This window comes from Streptomyces qinglanensis (assembly GCF_900111245.1).
Classification (GTDB): Bacteria; Actinomycetota; Actinomycetes; order Streptomycetales; family Streptomycetaceae; genus Streptomyces; species Streptomyces qinglanensis.
This window is the reverse complement of sequence record NZ_FOGO01000004.1, coordinates 399,607-416,188: the sequence shown is the minus strand read 5'-3', so window position 1 is coordinate 416,188 and position 16,582 is coordinate 399,607. Positions and strand designations below refer to the sequence as shown.

Annotated in this window: 13 protein-coding genes and 1 pseudogene; 7 read left to right on the top strand and 7 right to left on the bottom strand. The window is 70.0% G+C overall.

Going from position 1 to position 16,582, the window contains the following annotated elements:
• The first annotated feature begins 52 nt into the window (after positions 1-52).
• From BMX65_RS11645 to BMX65_RS11630, 4 genes are all read left to right on the top strand, one after another.
• On the top strand, positions 53-1,960 hold the full coding sequence (locus tag BMX65_RS11645) for a lasso peptide isopeptide bond-forming cyclase (RefSeq protein ID WP_275435151.1): 1,908 nt from the start codon (positions 53-55) through the stop codon (positions 1,958-1,960).
• The gene (locus BMX65_RS11640) at positions 1,957-2,211 is read left to right on the top strand and encodes a lasso peptide biosynthesis PqqD family chaperone (RefSeq protein ID WP_075000122.1); all 255 of its coding nucleotides are present in this window, start codon (positions 1,957-1,959) and stop codon (positions 2,209-2,211) included. The genes BMX65_RS11645 and BMX65_RS11640 overlap by 4 nt, the downstream gene beginning before the upstream one ends.
• Before the next feature lie 91 nt (positions 2,212-2,302).
• Positions 2,303-2,719 carry a lasso peptide biosynthesis B2 protein gene (locus BMX65_RS11635; RefSeq protein ID WP_075000121.1) on the top strand — a complete coding sequence of 139 codons (417 nt, stop codon included), beginning with the start codon at positions 2,303-2,305 and terminating at the stop codon, positions 2,717-2,719.
• Positions 2,716-4,542 carry an ABC transporter ATP-binding protein gene (locus BMX65_RS11630; protein ID WP_239502012.1) on the top strand — a complete coding sequence of 609 codons (1,827 nt, stop codon included), beginning with the start codon at positions 2,716-2,718 and terminating at the stop codon, positions 4,540-4,542. Before BMX65_RS11635 ends, BMX65_RS11630 begins: the two co-directional genes overlap by 4 nt.
• 260 nt (positions 4,543-4,802) lie before the next feature.
• On the opposite strand, the gene BMX65_RS11625 is transcribed toward BMX65_RS11630, so the two are convergent.
• On the bottom strand, positions 4,803-5,447 hold the full coding sequence (locus tag BMX65_RS11625) for a nitroreductase (protein WP_239502013.1): 645 nt from the start codon (positions 5,445-5,447) through the stop codon (positions 4,803-4,805).
• Positions 5,448-5,645: 198 nt separating this feature from the next.
• Here BMX65_RS11625 and BMX65_RS11620 point away from each other — a divergent pair, with 198 nt between their 5' ends.
• A complete protein-coding gene (locus BMX65_RS11620) occupies positions 5,646-6,239 on the top strand; it encodes a TetR/AcrR family transcriptional regulator (RefSeq protein WP_075000119.1) in 594 nt (197 codons plus the stop codon).
• A gap of 87 nt (positions 6,240-6,326) precedes the next feature.
• On the opposite strand, the gene BMX65_RS11615 is transcribed toward BMX65_RS11620, so the two are convergent.
• The 5 genes and pseudogenes from BMX65_RS11615 to BMX65_RS11595 all read right to left on the bottom strand — a co-directional run bounded on the left by BMX65_RS11615 (position 6,327) and on the right by BMX65_RS11595 (position 14,408).
• Entirely contained in the window at positions 6,327-8,258 is a 1,932-nt protein-coding gene (locus BMX65_RS11615; protein WP_162637659.1) for an Hsp70 family protein, read from the bottom strand.
• A gap of 69 nt (positions 8,259-8,327) precedes the next feature.
• Positions 8,328-8,455: pseudogene (locus BMX65_RS33455) on the bottom strand (IS5/IS1182 family transposase); the annotation flags it as partial.
• Positions 8,456-8,544: 89 nt separating this feature from the next.
• On the bottom strand, positions 8,545-9,432 hold the full coding sequence (gene sigJ / locus BMX65_RS11605; RefSeq protein WP_275435152.1) for an RNA polymerase sigma factor SigJ: 888 nt from the start codon (positions 9,430-9,432) through the stop codon (positions 8,545-8,547).
• A gap of 28 nt (positions 9,433-9,460) precedes the next feature.
• On the bottom strand, positions 9,461-10,018 hold the full coding sequence (locus BMX65_RS11600; protein ID WP_075000117.1) for a carboxymuconolactone decarboxylase family protein: 558 nt from the start codon (positions 10,016-10,018) through the stop codon (positions 9,461-9,463).
• A 154-nt stretch (positions 10,019-10,172) separates the two neighbouring features.
• The gene (locus tag BMX65_RS11595; RefSeq protein ID WP_162637660.1) at positions 10,173-14,408 is read right to left on the bottom strand and encodes a CHAT domain-containing protein; all 4,236 of its coding nucleotides are present in this window, start codon (positions 14,406-14,408) and stop codon (positions 10,173-10,175) included.
• Positions 14,409-14,724: 316 nt separating this feature from the next.
• On the opposite strand from BMX65_RS11595, the gene BMX65_RS32810 reads away from it, so the two are divergent.
• Complete coding sequence (locus BMX65_RS32810) at positions 14,725-15,165, top strand: hypothetical protein (protein ID WP_075000115.1); 441 nt, start codon at positions 14,725-14,727, stop codon at positions 15,163-15,165.
• A complete protein-coding gene (locus BMX65_RS11585; RefSeq protein ID WP_075000114.1) occupies positions 15,162-16,121 on the top strand; it encodes a hypothetical protein in 960 nt (319 codons plus the stop codon). Before BMX65_RS32810 ends, BMX65_RS11585 begins: the two co-directional genes overlap by 4 nt.
• On the opposite strand, the gene BMX65_RS32805 is transcribed toward BMX65_RS11585, so the two are convergent.
• On the bottom strand, positions 16,046-16,444 hold the full coding sequence (locus tag BMX65_RS32805) for a hypothetical protein (RefSeq protein WP_177214243.1): 399 nt from the start codon (positions 16,442-16,444) through the stop codon (positions 16,046-16,048). The two genes, BMX65_RS11585 and BMX65_RS32805, sit on opposite strands and share 76 nt — an antisense overlap.
• Positions 16,445-16,582: the final 138 nt, after the last annotated feature.

Below are 16,582 nucleotides of genomic sequence, written 5' to 3'. Positions count from 1 at the left end.
GACCGGGTACGGCGGGGGAAGGCCGACCAGTTGCCGCCCTTCCCCCGTCGACGTGCGTCCCACCCGCGACGAGGAGACCTTCATGGGCCACCACTTGGCCTTGTCAACGCTTCCGGCCTGGTTCGTTGTGCTGCCCGACACCGATGCGGCCGTGCCGGTGGCACGGCGGGCCGCCGACTACGCCACGCGGATCGTCCGCCACGAGTCGGGACGCCCGTGGTTGCTGGGGCGCTGGGAGGAGAGCGGGTCACCGGCCCTCGCACGGGCGGGCAACACGAGGATCGCCGTGTTCGGCGAGCACGAGGTGACGGCCGCGGAAGCGGAACGGGCGGCGGCGCACGCGCGGCGGTCCGAGGCGCATCTGGACCGGCTGGTGGCCACGTGGCGCGGAAGCTTCCACGTGATCGCCTCATCGCCGCGCGGTGTGCGTGTCCAGGGCAGTGTGGTGGGGCTGCGGCGGGTGTTCCATGCCTCCCCGGCCGCCTCGGGCCGCACCGCGGTGTGCCTGGCCGCCGACCGTGCGGACATCGTCGCCGAGCTGTCGGGTGCAGAGCTGGACGAGAGGCAGGTCGCGCTGCAGCTCCTGACCTCGGGGGTGCCGCATCCGCTCGGCGGTGCCCCGCTCTGGCGGGGAGTGCACACGGTTCCCGGCGGCCACCGCCTGCTGATACGGGAGGACGGCCCCTCGACGTACCGGTGGTGGCGGGCGCCCCAGCCGACTGTCGGCCTGGACACCGGGGCGCGGATCCTCGGAGAGGAACTCGTGGACGCGGTGAAGCTGCGCGCGCGGGGCCGCTCCCTGGTCTCGGCGGATCTGGGAGGGCTCGACTCGACGGCGATCTGCTCCGCGGCCGCCGGCACCGGCACACCGGTGGCCGCCTATACGGCAGGTGTGCACGACGAGGCCGGTGACGACGTCTACTGGGCGGAACGCACCGTGGGCTCGCTGCACGGCGTCGAGCACCATGTGATCCGGGCCGGTGGAACCCCGATGACCTTCGCCGGGATCGCCACCCAGGCAGACATCCTGGACACCCCGACGATCATCGCCGTGGACCGTGCACGCCGCATGGACATCATCGAGCGTGCCGCGAAGCGGGGCTCCGCACTGCATCTGACCGGCCTGGGAGGAGACGAGCTGCTGGCAGGCTCACCGGCCCGGCTGCACGAACTCCTCCCGCGTGCGCCCTTGCACGCCCTCCGGACAGTGCGCGGCTTCGCGGCGAAGTACCACTGGTCACACGTGCGCGTCGCCGCGCAGTTGCTGGACCGGGGGTCCTACCGCTCCTGGCTGGCACGTACCGCCCGTGACCTCACCACTCCCCCGGCCGGACCCGACGAGCCGCTGCTGGACTGGGCCGGCCGACCCCGAATGCCCACCTGGGCGACACCCGATGCGGTGCTCGCCGCCCGAAGCCTCCTTCTCGAGGGTCTCGGCACAGTGCAGCCACGCGGTCCCGGGCACGGGGAGCACAGGGAGCTGGTGGCCATGGACGGCATCTCCCAATGGTGCCGCCACATCGGCCAGATGGCCGCCCCGCACAGCCTGACGGTCTCGGCCCCCTACTACGACCACCGCGTCATCGAGGCGGCCCTCTCCGTGCGCATCCAGGAACGCATCACACCGTGGCGCTACAAGCCGCTCATCGTGGAAGCCGCACGAGGCATCGTCCCGGAGTCCAGCCGTACGCGGGACACGAAGGCGAACGCCACGTACGAGGAGGAAGCGGGCCTGCGACGGCATCGCTCCGAACTCCTCCAACTGTGCGAGGACTCGCGTCTGGCCCGCTTGGGGCTGGTGGACGAGGCGACGCTGCGCCGATGGTGCGAACGGGCCCTGGCAGCGGAGACCGAGAGCTACCAACTGCACCCCACCGTCGCCTGCGAGGTATGGCTGCGGGCCCGCGAGACCCCGGCCATGCCCCCTACCCGCACCGTCGATCCAGGGAGAGTGACGTGACCGCTGTCAGGAAAGGCGTACTCCTCGCCGACACCGAGTACGGAACAGCTCTCCTCGACCAGGAGAGCGCCGAATACTGGACGCTGAACCCCACCGGCGCACTGGTCCTCCGCACGCTGCTCGACGGGGGCACTCTCGAGGACGCAGTCCGCGCCCTGACCGACCAGTACGACGTCTCCCCGGACCAGGCACGGACCGACGCGGAGGACATCGTCGACGAGCTGACGACGGCAGGACTGCTGACCCGTTGACACCCGTGCCGTGCGGCGACATCACCCTCCCGGCCCGGGAGCCGCCGTGCCTCGGGGCGCCACCCGCACACCCTTCGCAGAGAGGCCGCCCGTGACGAGTTCCGAAGCCCTCCCCTATGCACCCCGCTCGGTCCCCCTCGCCCGGCGGTGGTCCGCCAGGGCCGCCGTCACCGCCGCCCACCTGCTCGCGACGCAGCCACCTGCCAGGATCAGGAGGGTCCTTCTCGTGACGGCCCGCGGCGCCCGTCCGGCCACGCTCGACGAAGGGCAGCGGGCCCGTGACGACGTGCTGGCGGTCAGTCTCCCGGCCGGCGGCCAGAAGGGGTGCCTCCCCCGCTCCTTGGCGACGGTCCTGCTGTGCCGGATGCGCGGGACCCGGGTGACGTGGTGCGTGGGCGTACGCACGCGCCCGCCGTTCGCCGCGCACGCCTGGGTCGAGGCGGAGGGCGTGCTGGTGGGCGAGGACGCCGAACCCGCATACTTCCAACGCTTCATGACGACCGGGTGAGGGCACACGTGGTCGTCCCCGTCGACCGGGCAGCCCCGCCGACCAGCACCTCGGCGGCCGACGGCGCGGATGCCGCCGGACCTCGAACACGCGCGGCCCGCGGTGGGTTGCTGAACTACCTCCGCGCGCAGCGCTACCGGCTGGCCGCGGGCATGGCCCTCGGCCTGCTCGGCAGTGTCCTCGCCCTCGCCCAGCCGCTGGCCGCCAAACTCGTCATCGACCGTCTCAGTGCCGAGGAGCCGATCCTCACGGCGGTCACCGTGCTCAGCCTGCTCGTCCTCGGCGGTGCGCTCACCTCCGGCCTGGGGCACTTCGTGCTGCAGGCGGCCGCCGAGAACGCGGTCTGGACGGAGCGCCGACGTCTGATCTCCCGGCTGCTCCGCCTGCGGGTCTCCGTGGTCGAGGAGACCGGGCCAGGGGATCTGATCGCGCGCGTCACCACCGACACGACGCTGCTACGGCAGACAGCCCATCAGGCTGTCGCGTCGTGCGTGACGGGAGCACTGTCCATCGTCGCGACCCTGGTCCTGATGTCCACTCTGGATCCGCTCCTGCTGGCGGCGACCGTTGCCGTGGCGGGGGTCGCCGCGGCGGGATCGGCTGTTGCGGCGCCACGCATAGGCAAGGCCACCCTTGAGGTGCACACCGCGCTGGGCGGCATCGGAGCCGGTCTGGAACGCGCTCTCGGAGCCTTCCGCACCGTCAAAGCAGCCGTTGCCGAACACCGGGAAGCCGAGAGGCTGCAGGAGTCGGCCGACCATGCCCGCCGGATGGGTCTGAAGGCGGCCGGCTGGGAGGCCACCTCCGCTACCGCCTCCGCCGTGGTCGTCCAGATCGCCTTCCTCGTGGTCCTGGGCATCGGTGGTGCCCGGGTCGCCTCCGGCGCCCTCCCGGTGTCCGCACTTGTGGCTTTCCTGCTCTACGTGTTCGCTCTGGGACCCCGCGTCGCCCAACTCGCCGAAGGCGTGAACCAGGTCCAGATCGCAGCCGCAGCGGTCACACGCATCGAACAGGTCCGGACCCTGGAGACCGAACGCACCCGGGCCCTCGTCCCGGCGCACGGGTCCCCAGCGGTGGGCTCGCCACCGATCCCCGGGGTGGAGTTCCGCTCCGTGACCTTCTCCTACGGGCAGGATCAGCCGGGCGTGCTGCACGATGTCTCGCTGCGCCTGCCGGGGTCCAGCGGGCTCACAGCCGTCGTGGGCCCCTCCGGCGCGGGAAAGTCCACGCTCTTCTGCCTGCTGGAGGGCTTTCACGATCCCGACAGCGGAGACATCCTCGTCGACGGCACCGACATCCGTGCCCTGAGCCTGTCCGACCTCCGCGGCACCATCGGATACGTCGAACAGGACAGCGCCGCGCTCCACGGCACGGTACGGGAGAACCTCACCCTCGGGCGGCACGACGCCACCGCAGGACAGATCGCCGAAGCACTGTCCCTGGCTCGTCTCGAGACGGTCGTCGCCCGCCTGCCGCACGGTGTGGACACCCGCGTCGGCCACCGCGGGGCGCACCTGTCCGGAGGAGAGAGGCAGCGGCTGGCCATAGCCCGAGCACTGCTGCGGCAACCCCGGATCCTGCTCCTGGACGAGGCCACATCCCATCTCGACGGTGTCAACGAAGCGCAGCTCAACGCCACCCTGAGGGACATCGCGCAGCGGACGACGGTCATCGCGATCGCACACCGCCTCTCCACGGTCAGGACAGCCCAGAGGATCATCGTGATGGACTCCGGGCGCGTCGTCGGTACCGGTACTCACGGGAGTCTGCTTCGCACCTGTCCCCTCTACCAGGACCTCTCCGGCGGGGGCGCGTTCGCATGAGCAGCCCCTGAGGGCCCTGCCTCGCACGCGACAGCGCCGCGAGGACCGGTGCGGGCCCGCGGTCTGCTCCGACCGGTCCGGCTTCCGCCTGCTCGCCTCCGCGGCCCGGCCCGGTGACGCAAGGACCGAAGGGGCCGTGGGGGCCCGCGGGGTGGCCTGGAACGCTCACGGGATACGACCGACTCGCCGTCCGCCACCAGGCGGCCGTACTGGTCGCAGTCCTCAACGAAGCGCTCCGACCGGCGATTTCGCCGCGGACGCTAGCTGTGGAAGGTGGTGGTCGCCGCCAAGGCCGCCCGGTCGGTCGCGACCTGGTTCACCAGCGCCTTCTCGTCCGCGTAGCCGAAAGAGATCCCCACGAGCAGCTTCCCTTCGGCTACCCGGAGTTCGTCGCGGACGGTGTCCGCGTAGAAGCTGAGCAGGCCCTGCGGGCAACTGGCCACGCTGTACGCGGTCATGGCCAGCAGCAGCGTCTGCAGGTAGGCGCCGGCGTCGGCGGCCAGTCGCGGCCCGCCGTCGCCGGTGACGAACAGAAACGCCGCATGGGGTGCTCCGTAGAAGCCCAGGCTCTCCGCGTCGTAGGCCGCGCGGGCCGGATGGTCGTCGGGGCCGATGCCCAGCGCTCCGTACAGACCGGCGCCGAAGGCGGCCCGCCGTTCCTGGTGGACGGGGGCGTACATGTCCTCGGAGTACGGGTAGTCGGCCGTGACGCGTCGCTCGGTGTGGGCCGTCCGCAGGGCGTCGGCCAGACGGTCTCGCCGCGCGCCGCCGACAATCTCGATCCGCCACGGCTGCGCGTTGGAGTTGGACGGAGCGGCTCCGGCGAGGGAGAAGACCGCACGCACCACGTCCTCGGGCACCGGCTCGGGGCGGAAAGCGCGGGTCGCGCGGCGCCCGCGGATCAACTGCTCAGCGTATTCCCGCGTTCGTGTCCCGCCCGTCTGCGTCCCGCCGGCAGGCGTCTCGCTCGTGCGTGTCCGGGTGAAGACCGGTCCGCTCATGGAACTCTCCTCAGGATCACTTAGGTAAACACGACCGTTTACCTGGAAGAGCACCGTAACCGGCCACCCCCTCTGAAGTAAACGAGAGCGTATACTTACGTCATGACCACGGTGACGACGGCCTCTGGACGGCAGGGCCGCGGAGGGCGGGAGCGCATCCTGGCCGCCGCGGCCGGACTGTTCGCGGCCCAGGGGATCAACGCGACCGGCATGGAGCAGATCGCGGAGCGGGCGCCGGTGTCCAAGCGCACCCTCTACGCACACTTCCGGACCAAGGACGAGCTTGTCCTCGCCCACCTCAAGGACCTCGCCTCGACGGGACGCACCCTGGAGGGCGCGCTGGTACGCGAGGAGGTTCCCGCCAAGGAGAGAATCCTCGCGCTGTTCGATCCGCCCCCGGCAGGCACGGATCCAGTGCGCGGCTGCCCCTTCATCGACGCTGCCGTGGAGTTCCCCGACCCGCACAACGCGGTCCACTCCTACGCGCGCGAACGGAAACTCCTGATGGTGAGACTGGTGGCCGACCTGGTAGCGGAACTGGGCTGCCGCCGGCCCACCGCCCTCGCCGAGCAGCTCGTGACCCTCGCGGACGGCGCCGCCAGCCGCGCCATGGTGCTGGGCGAGGCGGACTACGGCCGGCACGCCCGGATGGCGGCGGAGATCCTCCTGGACAACGCGCTGCCGACCGCGGACTGACGGGCCCCGCCGCATCGCCGGTGTGCCGGGGCTGTCGTCAAGGCCCCGTGGCGGCCGCCTTGGCCGGAGCCGAGCCCTCCGGCATGGTCAGGGCTCCTCCCGGCGGGGTGCGCGGGCAAGATGGGCGACGGTCTTCCGGCTGAGCGCCGACTTGGCCCAGTAGGCGCCTGCGAGCAGGAGGAGCCCGGGGAGCAGCAGAATGGGGCTGGCCACGTTCCTCGACGGGTACGCCAGGGCCATCACGCCGGTTCCGGCCATCAGATACCCGGCGATGAAGGCGAGGGGGATCAAACAGCTCAGGGAGCTCAGGCCGACCGGCATGTCCTGGGGACGGACACAGGCATCATTCGACTGCAGGAGCCGGAGTGCCTGCTGCTCGGTGAACCCGGGCAGGCCCGCTCGCAGTTCGGTCTTCCGTGGTGCGGTGGCGCCCGGCCGGTGTGCCGCTGCGGGCCGGCTGTCCGTGCCGTGGGGCGCGGGGTCCGGCGCGGACGGCTCCGGAGTCAGTGCGATGGACGACGGGGCGGGCTCGGAGGTGCGCCCCGGGGACAGCCGCCACTGCAGTCCGGTGGCCAGGGCGGTTGCGGTCACCGCAGCCTCCCCGTCCGCGTCCATGGTGACGGTGATCTCGATCTGCGGGGTGCCCGACGCGGTGGGCCGCAGGCCGGTCAACTCCACCGTTCCCAGGCGCTGACGGTACGGCGGGCGGTCCTGGCCGACCGCGCGGGGCTCGTGGCCCTCGTCCGTTTCGTAGACGTCGAACGCCACGGGCCGCGAGCCGTCCCGGGGAAGCGGTTCGGCGGGTATGAAGAACTCGGATCTGTGCGTCGGCCGCACGGTGCCCTGCTTGATCATCGTGGTCGACGCGCCGCCCCTGGTCCCGATTCCGAGCGTCTTCGGAGCCCCGTCGAGGAGCAGCAGGTCCCGGCGTGCGTGGGTGATGACGGCGGCCTGCAGCGCCGCGCCGGTCGCCGCCTGAGGTCCCTGCAGGATGCGGACCGTCTTGCCGGGGAGCATGCCGCGGACGGTGTCCACGATGCCCGGCGTCCGCACCGCGCCGCCCGCCAGCAGGATCGGGACGACGTCGGGCAACAGACCGTCCAGATCATCGGTCACACTCCGGACGAGGTGTGCGCAGCGCTCGCGCAGGGGAGCGGTGAGTTCGTCGAACTCGGCCCGGGTCACGGATTCCTGGAGGTGAACAGGGCCGCCGGGGCCGGAGACGAGGTACGGCAGGTCGACCGTCGTGGAGGACGACGAGGACAGCTCCGTCCTGGCCGTCTCGGCTGCTTCCCACAGCCGTTGCCGGGCTGCCGGATCCCGGGACACGTTCACCCCGTACCGATCCTGGCACAGTCCGGCCAGATGGTCGGCCACCGCCCGGTCCCAGTCGTTGCCGCCGAGTCGGGCATCACCGCGGAAGGCGGTGACGTCGGCGCACAGCACCCCGCCCGAACCGTCGTCCACGCCGAGCCCGCAGATGTCGAAGCTGCCCGCACCGAGCCGGACGATCACGAACTGCCTGTTCTCGCCGTCGACCGCGTGCTCTGCCCCGTGAGCCAGACCCACGCAGGCGCTCTCATGCGCCAGGCGCAGCACCTCGAGCCCCGCGAGTCCGGCCGCCTCGTGCAGGGCCTGCCGCTGCGCGTACCCGAAGCCGACGGGGACGGTGAACACCGCCTCCGTCACCGGGTTCCCGGTGAGCGCCTCCGCGTCCCGCTTCAGGGCCCTCAGCAGCAACGAGGCGATCTGCGGGGCGGTGTGGGACCGCCCGTCGATCTCCACGTGCCAGTCCGTACCCAGGTGACGCCTGACGGAGTGCACGGTGCGGTGCGGGTCGACCGCCGCCTGCCGGCGCGCGGCCTCGCCGGTCAGCACGCCGCCGTCCGGCGTGAACGCGACGACCGAGGGAGTGCTGTGGTCTCCCTGGGCGTTCGTCGCGAGGACGGGCTTGCCGTCCATCAGCACGCAGACCGTCGAACGGGCCGTCCCCAGGTCGATCCCCACCACACCAGTCACTGCTGCTCCCGTCCGGCTCACGCCGTCGCTGCCGCTTCCGATCGGCTCCGTGGCAGCTTAGACCTCGCTTCAGTCGGTGAGTCGGCGGTAGCCGAAACGGGCCCCCGGCAATGCCCGACGAAGGCAGGGAACGGCTCGGACGTGCGCTCGCAGCGGCGGTGCAGGCGTCGGCACCCGGCCAGCCAGGACACGGTCCTCCCGCCCCTGTGCCCGCGCGGTCTGGACACTGCCCCCGTCTGATGTCGAGCAGCCCGGGGCATGGTGTGACCAGAAGACGGCGGCACCGTCACCCCGGCCGCCCCGGCACCCGCACATGCTGCAATTTGTCAGGGTTACGAAGGATATACACCTCACGGATCCTGCCATCGGCCACTTCCAGCGAGGACACCGTGTTCACCAGCCCATGGAACGTCACCACCGCACCCGGCCGCCCGTTGACCGTCGCCGGGTGGACCATGAACTGTGAACCGAGCTTGCGGGTGACGCCCAGGAGGAACCGTGCCACGTTCTCAGCGCCCCGCACCGGCCGCAGGGCTGCCGAGTTCCTGCCGCCGCCGTCCGACCACACCGTCACATCCGGCGCCAGCAGCTCCATCACCACACCCAGCTCCCCACCCACACAGGCAGCCAGAAACTCCTCGGTGACCCTGTGCTGCTCCTCCGGTGTCGTGCCGAAGCGTGGCCGCCGAGCCTGCACATGCGACTTGGCGCGACGCGCCAGCTGTCGTACGGCAGACTCCGAGCGGTCCAGGGCCAGAGCGATCTCGGCGTGCGGATAGCCGAACACCTCCCGCAGTACGAAGACCGCTCGCTCCAGCGGACTCAGGGTCTCCAGTACCACCAGCATGGCCAAAGACACCGACTCCGCCAGCGCCTCGCCCTCCACCACCTCATCCGCCACGTCCGGCGCCGTCACCAACGGTTCCGGAAGCCACGGCCCGACATACCACTCCCGTTGCACAGCCGCCGACCCGAGCCTGTTCAGGGCGAGATTGGTCACGGTACGGGCCAGATAGGCGCCCGGCATCTCGACCACCGCTGTGACCTGGCTCCAGCGAACCCAGGCGTCCTGCACCACATCCTCAGCATCGGCGACCGTACCCAGCATCCGATAGGCGATACCGAACAAGCGCCCGCGCTGCTCCTCGAAGATCGCCGTCACATCCACGCCCACTCCCCCACTCCTCCCGCACTCCCCCCACTCACTCCGCCGTCGGCACGGCACACGACTCGGAGAACCCCTGACTGACCAGCCCCAGGGCGGAGTAGAAGCGCGACCGCTGATTCTCCACCGCCACCATCATCGTCAACTCCACCAGCGCGGGCTCACCCAGGTTCTCCACCAACGCCTGCACCAGCTCATCCGTGACCTCCGGCGGCGTCTCGGTCATCACCTCGGCGTACTCCAGCACCCAGCACTCCACCTCCGTGAACATCTGCCGGTGCTCCCTCCACACCGGCACCTTGCTGATCTTCTCCAGCGGTAGACCCAGCCGGGACGCCTCCCAATATCCGAAGTCCGTGCACCAGGTGCAGCCGATCTTCACGGCCGACGCCATCACCGCCAGATGCTTCAGCCCCTCGTCCAGCTCGCGCCACCGCATCACCCCCAGCTCGAACCGCATGCCGGTACGCAACAGCTTCGGGTGATACCCCATCGCACTGGCCGGCTCCATGGCCTTGCCGTACTTCCGCCGCGCATACCAGTCCACCACCCGCAGGGTCAGAGTCCGCTTGGGCTCCAGCGAGATCCGCGCCACCAGTACTCATCTCCTTCTCCGCCGTTCCATGGTCCGGCCGTAAGGCCCGTTCACCAGCGATGACCAAGGAGGTCCCCGGAACGTGACACAGCCCGCCGGAGCATGTCCGGGCAGCGACGAGGACTCCGGAGTCGTCGAAACGCCCTGTTGCAGCTCATTCCCCCACGAAGACGAAACCGGCCCAGTGCACGGGATGGGCGAAGCCCTTGCGGCCGGGCTCGAGCCGGATGAGGGTACGCCGCAGGTCGCGCGCCGTCGCGGGCGGCAGACCGTTGGGCGCGCCTGGCACGAAGCAGTCGGCCTTCTCCTTGTTGGTGGTGTCACGGAGCCAGCGCTGGGCCGCGTGGAGTGCCGAGGCCGGTGCGTGGCCGTTGGTCTTCCATTCGGCGTAGAAGCGCAACATGAGGAGAGAGGTTGACAGGTCGGGTACTCGCCATTGGGAGGCGATCACGCCCGCCACTCCGGCCTCGAGCAGGCTGCTCGCCAGGCTGACGACTTCGTTGGGGACGTCCAGACCGATCACGCCCGTCTCGCACGCTGAGAGGACGACCAGGCGGACGGGGTTCTCCTCGCCGAGCCGAACCCTGAGGATGTCCCTGAGCTCCAGAGGTGCGTCTCCGGCAAGGGTCAGCGAACTGTTGAGCGGGTCGAACAGGTCTGCGCTGCCATGGCAGGCGAAATGGACCACGTCGTGGTCCTTGAGGAGGGGAAGAACTGCGTCCGGAACCGCCTGTTCCCCGGCCAGGACGACACTGCTCAAAAAGTGGGAGCGAACTCCGGCTACTTCGACGGCCGCTTGCTTCAGTGGCGCGGCCGACACCGGCTGAGGATCCTGGACGGCGAGCACACTGGTCTGCCCGGCGCGCCCGGCGCGGGCGACGGCGGTGGCGAGGACTCGGGCGTTCGGGACGGTGCGGATCGGCAGCTCGTCGACCACGTAGCGGCGTCCCCCTGGCCTGTCCGGCGCGGGGGTCCATGCGGCGTTCATCGGCAGCAGTTCGAGATAGCCGCTCCGGATGAGCGTCACGGGTCCCTGGCCCAATGCCTCCGCGAGAGGGCCGAGGACCGCGTCCCACAGCTCTCGCGCGACGTTCTCAAGCCGGGCCCACCAGTTGAGCGTTCCGTCCTGTACCAGCGCCCTCAGCCAGCGTATGACCTGCTTCCTCGTCAGCGTGGGCAGGTCCAGCGACCGGACATCGCCCTCGTCGACGATGAGAGCCGCCCCGCCGTATTCGGTCGTGACGAGATACACCAGCCGGTCGGGCACACCGGCCGCGATGTCGGCGAAGGTCGGCGGGCTGAGGAACTCGGCCCGCCCGGTGGTGGACCTGATCTCATCGACAAGGTCCTCGAGGTCCGCGCGGGCGGCCCTGACAGCAGCGTCGTGATCGGCGAAGTCAGCGACGCGGGTGCCGCCGAGCAGATCTCGCTCCAGCCCGTCGCCGGTGGTGGCCAGCCAGCGAGCCGCCGCGGCCTCGAAGCGTTCGGCCAGACCGTGCCGACCATGCTCGCTCAACCATCTGACGTCCGTGGAGCCAAGCTGGAGGGCTTCGCTGAGAGAGACGGCCCGAGCGGTCTCCACCGCCATGACCGCGGCTTGGCAGTCTCCGGACCGCGTGAGGGCATAGGCGGCGAACGCCCCGAAGTCCGGGTTCTGCCCGATCACGCGATTGCGCAGCCCGCGGCTCACCTGAAGACGCACGAGCTCGCCCAACACTTCGGTCGCCGCACGGGATGCCTCAGCCGCCTCCTCCCAGGCCCCACGCCCAGCGGCCCAGCGTGCCCACTCCACGCTCGCGGCACGCTTGATCTGGGGGGCGGTCATCTCGGTCGTCGTGCAGAGCCTCCGGAAGATGGCCGTGGCCTCGGCCCCGGCTGCCGTGTCTCCCTGATGAGTGTGGCGCCTGCTCAGTGCCTCGGCGAGGTGGAGGGCCGTGCGTTTCTCCAGCAACGTCCCGCCCCGGGAGGAACGCACCGCCTCCCGGGCAAGTTCGACGGCCTCGTCCAGGTCTGCCAGTTCGTCGGTGACCTGGAACTTCGCAGCTGCCGAGATGCTCAGGGTGGTGACGGCGTCGGGGCGCATCGGAGAGTCGGCGGGGATGTCGTCGAGTACGTGTCTCAGCAGTGCCTGCGCGCGGTCCAGATCGGCGCGCTGCTCGTCCAAGCCGAAGAACCGGGTCATATGCGCATTGGCCAGGTTGAACAGGCGCTGAGGGAGGTAGGGGTGGCCGGGCGGCAACGCCGCCACTGCCTGTTCGTGCAGGCTGATCGCTCGATCGAGCCGGTCCCCTTCGCCCGTGGCGTCATAGGAGGCGCGCAGCGCGTTGGCGAGGTTGCCCACCCCGACCGCCCACGAGGGCGTATGGTCCTCGCTGTCCCAGCCGGAAATCGCCTGCTCGTATGCGGTGATGGCCTTGTCGAGATAGCCGAGATCGCCGGTGAGATCGAAGTGAGCCCGCAGCACGGTTCCCAGATTCCCCATGGCGTTCGGGTAGTGGGGGCTGCCCGGTTCGCACCTGTCCAGGGCGTGTTCCAGTCGTTCGGTCGCCCGCCTGAAGGCCGCTGTATCGGCCGAGAGCGAGTACTGCTCGCGCCACCGCCCGCCGGCTAGGACGAGCAGGTGATCGTAGATCGTCGTCTCGCGTGGCGTGGTCGCGAGCTGGGCTTCCAGAATCCCGGTGGCACGGCGCAGATCGTCCTGGTCGCCGCTGGTCTCGTACCGGTGCACGAGAAGCTCGCTGGTGAGAATGGCGTACTCCGCTGCCGCGGGTCCCGGCGTCCCCATGAGTCGGCTCGCGAGGCCGAGCGCGACCTTCACGATGTCCCGCCCGTCGGCGAGTGTCGGATGCCGCCTCGCCACCTCGGTGATCCGCTGGACCACCTGTTGCCAGTGATACCAGGAGGCTTCGGACAGAGTGGCGGGGTATGCGAGTGTGGCGAGCGCCCCCTCCAAATCGTCTGCTTGCAGGGTCAGAGCGAACCGCTCGGTCAATCCGCAGGCAAGCGGGGTCTCGGCCGCCGCCGCCCTCCCCAGCAAGATGCCGTTGTCCAGATCGGCGAGCGAGGAGTTCACCACGCCGCGGCTTACATAGAGCTCCGCCAGCAGACCCGTCACGTCGACCTGACTCAGCGAGTCCTCGTTCCCGTCCGGGGCATATGCCTCAAGCCGGGCGATGGCACGCGTCATCTCCTCCGGATCCCGGCTGTGTCGTGCGTACGCAGGCTCCGACATGAGAAGCATCTGCGTCAGCCGCCGGTGGTCCGCCGGGCCCGCTGCTGTCTCGGTGAGCGCGGTGCGCAGCACGGGCACCAGGTCGGAGACGTCGCCGGACTCCTCAAAACCCCAGAGCGCCTGCACCAGGGCGTGTTTGGTCACCGTCAACTCACCGAGCCGCGAGTCGGGCTCCGCCACCGCGCACGCCTGCTCCAAGAGGCTGAGAGACCGCCGGAATTCGGCCTCGTCGCCGCGGGCCGCCGCGCGGCGGGCCAGCGCCTCGCCGAGATCCATCAGGCACTGGACGTGAACCGGCCCACGTGGTTCGAGCGCGATCGCGCGCTCGCCGAGCTCGACGGCCCGGTCGACATCGGACTGAGTGGATGTGAGGTCGAAGCGTTGGCGCAGGGCAGAGGAATGGTTGGCCAGGGCGCGGGGGAGATCGGCATCCGCCTCTGAGGCAGTGGCCACGAGGCGTTCGAAAGCGGCGATGGACCGGTCGAGATCCGCTGGCTCTCCGTCCCGGAGAAACCGGTCGCGCAGCGAGACCGCGAGGTTGTCGGCGTAGAGGGTGTGTTCACCTCTCAGTGCCACCGCCTGTTCGAACAGCTCGATGGCCCGGTCCAGCGCGCCCCGCTCCTCGGCCACGACGTGGAGATCCCGGCAGGCGGCCCCGAGGTTGTGTACGCGGTCCGCCCGCTCGGGATCGTCCTCGGGGGTGATGCCGCACGCCTCCTCACAGAGCTTCAGCGCCCTCCGCAGGTCGTCAGCGTCACCGGTGTGCTCGCCGCGGTCGGAGTAGGCATGCCCGAGAAGGCCGAGCAGCGCGGCGTGCTGACCCCTGTCCTGTGGGGGAGGATCCAGGGCCGCCAGCGCGACCCGGATGCGAAGGTCCGGCAAACCCGGGGCGGATCGGCTCGCGAGTAACTGAACCTTGCGCAGCGCCAAGCTCATCTCGGTGAGCAGGATCGTGTGCCCTCTGGGTTCCACAGCCAGCCGGAAGGGGTGATCGAGAAGTCGTTCACACAGCGGAACTGCCTCGTGCAGGGAATCAGGGGACTGGAGACGTTCCTGTATCCGGAAGATCAGCGTTTCGAACTCGGCTGTGCGTGCCGACGCGTTGGCGAGCCGGGCGAGTCCCTTCTTGTCGCCGACCTCTCTGCAGACGTGGATCACGCGGAGTGCGAATCTGGCAGGATATGACTTTGTGTCCTCTTGCTTGCCTCCACCGCGCGTGTCGAGGAGCGACCTCAGGAACGCCTCGAAGGCGGGAGTCAGTGCCCGGGGGTGCGCCCGGAACCACGCGCTCATACGGGAAACGCTGCCGTGCCTCAGGAAGGTTGCCGAGTAGGCCCTGGTCAGGGCATACAGGAGAGCGGCCGCCTCATCGCGGTTCATGGAGTCGCCGGTCGAGCGAGCCCTGCGAGCCGTCTTTCTTCTCCGACTTGACATGTTTGCTTTGTCTCCGCTGCCTCGCAGGCCAGAATGAACCGTGTCCTTCGACGACTTCGACAACGGTACTGCGGCCGAGGAGGCTCGTCTGGTCCACGCCATCGAGCGTCTCGCCGAGGAACTCCCCGAACTGCTGCCCGGCGAGCCGGACGTACGGGCGGAGTTCGGAGCGTTGCTCACCCGGCTGAGGTCGGACGCCACTGCGGCTCGGGACGAGACACTCGACGAGATCCTGGTGCTGCTCGCGGCTCGGCACCGTACACGAGAGCGCCTCAACGAACTGGCGGATCCCGATCCCGCCATCGATCGGCACGTGCGCCTGGCCGGCGACCCCTTCGTCGGGTATGAACGGCACGTCTGCCCCCGGTGCGGGCGGTTCTGGGTGATCCTTGACGCCGACGAGGACGACCAACCGCCCGAGCACTGCCCCGACGACGGCGCGGTGCTGACCGACGCGTCCGGGGGTGTGAGCACGCCGTGATCGGGGACTTCTGGCGAGGGGTGGGCGGACGACTGGCCGAACGCTGGGTCGCCGCGCTCTTCTCGCCCACGTTCGCGTTCTGGGTCGGCGGACTGCTCGCCTGGCTGGCACGCTCCGGGGCGCGGGACGATGGCTGGACGTCCAGAGTTCTCGCGTTCGGGCGTGAGCTTCAGGGACAGCCGGCGATCGTGCAGGGAATCTACGTGGTGGCGCCCCTTACCTTGATCGTCCTCTCCGGCTTGGCCCTGCAGCAGCTCGTCTTTCCAGTCCTGCGCGCTCTCGAGGGTTACTGGCCCGCGCCCTTCACCCCCCTGGCCAACAGACTGCGGGCCCGGTTGTCACGCCGCTCCGACGTACAAACGTTGCGCCTGCGGCAGCTCGCAGCCAGGTCACTCCCGGAACTCACCGCGGACGAGCTGGCGGAACGGGCACGCCTTGAGCGCCGTCACCGCCGCATACCGGCTCAGCGCGTCCAACGGATGCCGACCCGGTTGGGGAACAGCCTGCGTGCGTCGGAGTCCCGCATACGTGCCCGCTACGGACTCGACCCAATCGTGTGCTGGCCGAGGCTGTGGCTGCTGCTGCCGGAGACCGCACGGCAGCAGACCACAGCCGCTTACGCCTCGATGCTGCTGACCGTCCAGGTGTTCATCTGTGGTGTCCTGTTCACTGTATGGACCGTGTGGTCCTGGTGGGCTCTCCCCGTAGGGCTGCTGGTAGCAGCCGCGGCTTACGCGAGGATGCTCCCGGCTGCATCCGCCCTCGGCGATGTCGTCGAGTCCTGCTTCGACGTTCACCGCCGGCTTCTCTACCAGGCGGCCCACTGGCCCCTGCCCACCAATCCACGCGACGAGCGGACCGAGGGGACGCGCCTGACCACCTATCTGCACACATCCACCCGGAGCCCAGAGCCGGCCTTTGTCCAGCCGGCCGAATTCCCGTCGCCCGGGCCGTAGTACATCGTGACGGCCGACGGCGTCACAGGCGCACCGAGGATCGTGAGCGGAGTCGCGATCGTCAAGGAACCAGGGTCTGTGCCGAGTTTCGTCGCGGGTCGGCTCGGGTCCTGTCCGCGGGCTTTGCACCAGGCGCGCGCGTGGTCGAGCATGGCGCCGCCATCGGTGTCGATTGTTCGGTGGGCGGCCTGCCAGATGTCGGCCAGTGTGGTGAGCAGGTCGCTGCCGAGGATGGTGGCCACGACCTCGTGATGGGCGCGGGTCTCGTCCTCGAAGAGGATCCAGGCCCCGGACGCCGCCGCGGCTGTTTTACCTGCGGCCACACCTCCTTCTTCAACAGCTCAGGCGGGGGCCGAGTGGTGTGCGCTGTTCAGGGGTATGGCGGGAGGGAACGGCGGGAGAGGGAACGTTCTTCCGGGCACGCGGGGGCCCCGTTGGACCGGCCGCGTGTCACGCACCGG

Excerpts from the sequence above, each read along its gene's own strand:
- BMX65_RS11620 (WP_075000119.1), top strand. The coding sequence starts at position 5,646 with ATGACCACGGTGACGACGGCCTCTGGACGGCAGGGCCGCGGAGGGCGG.